This window comes from Kitasatospora sp. NPDC059722, from assembly GCF_042733235.1.
Lineage (GTDB): Bacteria > Actinomycetota > Actinomycetes > Streptomycetales > Streptomycetaceae > Kitasatospora.
This window is the reverse complement of the sequence record NZ_JBHWGD010000148.1, coordinates 293-1,954: the sequence shown is the minus strand read 5'-3', so window position 1 is coordinate 1,954 and position 1,662 is coordinate 293. Positions and strand designations below refer to the sequence as shown.

At 73.5% G+C, this 1,662-nt stretch carries 2 protein-coding genes; one reads left to right on the top strand and one right to left on the bottom strand.

All coding sequences use genetic code 11. From position 1 onward, the window contains the following. Positions 1 to 162 precede the first annotated feature (162 nt). Positions 163 to 1,077 carry an alkaline phosphatase family protein gene (locus ACFV4F_RS40465; protein WP_380510519.1) on the top strand — a complete coding sequence of 305 codons (915 nt, stop codon included), beginning with the start codon at positions 163 to 165 and terminating at the stop codon, positions 1,075 to 1,077. Between the two features lie 232 nt (positions 1,078 to 1,309). Here the strand turns inward: ACFV4F_RS40465 and ACFV4F_RS40460 are convergent, their stop codons facing one another. Next, entirely contained in the window at positions 1,310 to 1,498 is a 189-nt protein-coding gene (locus ACFV4F_RS40460; protein WP_380510517.1) for a hypothetical protein, read from the bottom strand. Positions 1,499 to 1,662 lie beyond the last annotated feature (164 nt).

The following is a 1,662-nucleotide window of genomic DNA, read 5'->3' as shown; positions in this document are numbered from 1 at the left end:
GAAGTTCGGCGGCACGCCGGCCCCCGGACCCACCCACATCGACCGTGCCCACGGCCGGTGCCAAGGCGACGCCCCCCCCGCACACCCCCGGGGCCGCGGCCGGCGCCGCCGCCGCCGGCGCCCCTCCCACCGGACCGTTCCCATCCCCCGTGAGGACTCGTCATGCCTGAGCCCGTCCAGCCCCGCCTGCGCACCCGTCCGCGCACCCGCCTGCGTTCCCGCCGCACCGCGACCGCGGTCGCCTCGGCGACCGCCCTCGTGGCCGCCTCCGCCGGCCTGTGGGCCGCCACCGCCCCCGCCGCGCAGGCCGCCGCGCTGCCCGCCCCCGACCACGTGATCGTGGTCGTCATGGAGAACCACGCCTACAGCCAGGTCATCGGCAGCAGCAGCGCGCCGTACATCAACTCCCTGGCCAAGGGCGGCGCGACGCTCACCCAGTCGTACGCGATCACGCACCCGAGCCAGCCGAACTACTACGCGCTGTTCTCCGGCTCGACGCAGGGCATCACCGACGACAGCTGCGTGAACGTCGGCGGCCTGCAGGCTCCGAACCTCGCCTCCGAGCTCACCGCCGCGGGGAAGACCTGGGGCAGCTACAACGAGTCCCTGCCCGCCCAGGGCAGCACGGTGTGCAGCAGCGGCAACTACGCGCAGAAGCACAACCCGTGGTTCGGCTTCGGCAACGTCGCGCTGAACTCGGCCCGGACCTTCAGCCAGTTCCCGACCGACTACACCACCCTGCCGAAGGTGTCCTTCGTCGTGCCGAACCTGTGCAGCGACATGCACGACTGCTCGGTCAAGACCGGCGACACCTGGCTCAAGACCAACCTCGGCGCCTACGCCACCTGGGCCGCGAGCCACAACAGCCTGCTCCTCGTCACCTTCGACGAGGACAACCGCCTGGCCGGCAACCGCATCCCCACCGTCGTCTCCGGCGCCCACGTGGCCCCCGGCAGCACCACCGCCACCACCTACAACCACTACGACGTCCTGCGCACCCTGGAGGACCTCGCCGGCCTGACCACCCACGCGGGCAACGCGGCCAACGGCACCGACGTCTCCGGCATCTGGAACTGACCCACCCCGCACGCCGCCCGACGACGGGGTCCGGCACCACGCGGTGCCGGACCCGTCCCGGTCACCGTCCGGGCTTCGCCGTGAAGTGAGGGCCGTGGTAAGCATGGCGCGTGCGCTTCGATTCCGTTCCGATGCCGCCGGCCGTCGAGGGCCGGCCCCGTGATGTGCGTGGGTATCCCGTGCCGGCGATCACTCCCTGGGAGGGGGGTGAGCCGCAGTTCGCGCTGACCGACTACGGGCGGAGTGCGAACTGTGCGCTGGAGCGGCGGTGTTCGGTGTGCGACGAGCTGATGCCGCAGGGGCCGGTGTGGCGGGTGGTCGGCGCTGCGGAGAGCGCGGCGATCGCCGAGGCACTGGCGGACGGGCGGCCGTACCGGAACCTCGCGCCGACGATGGAGGGGCCGGGACACCGGGCGTGCATGCTGTACGCCTCGATGGTCTGCCCGTACCTGGCCCGGCCCAACGCCCGTCGGCGCACCACGGCGGACGGGGGCCCCGCCCGCGGGGGGGGGGGCGGGGGGCGGGGGGCCCTGCGGGGGGTGTCAGGGGGGGGGGTGGGGGGAGGGGGCAAAAATTAAGGCGGAA

Excerpts from the sequence above, each read along its gene's own strand:
- ACFV4F_RS40460 (WP_380510517.1), bottom strand. The coding sequence starts at position 1,498 with ATGCACGCCCGGTGTCCCGGCCCCTCCATCGTCGGCGCGAGGTTCCGG.
- ACFV4F_RS40465 (WP_380510519.1), top strand. The coding sequence starts at position 163 with ATGCCTGAGCCCGTCCAGCCCCGCCTGCGCACCCGTCCGCGCACCCGC.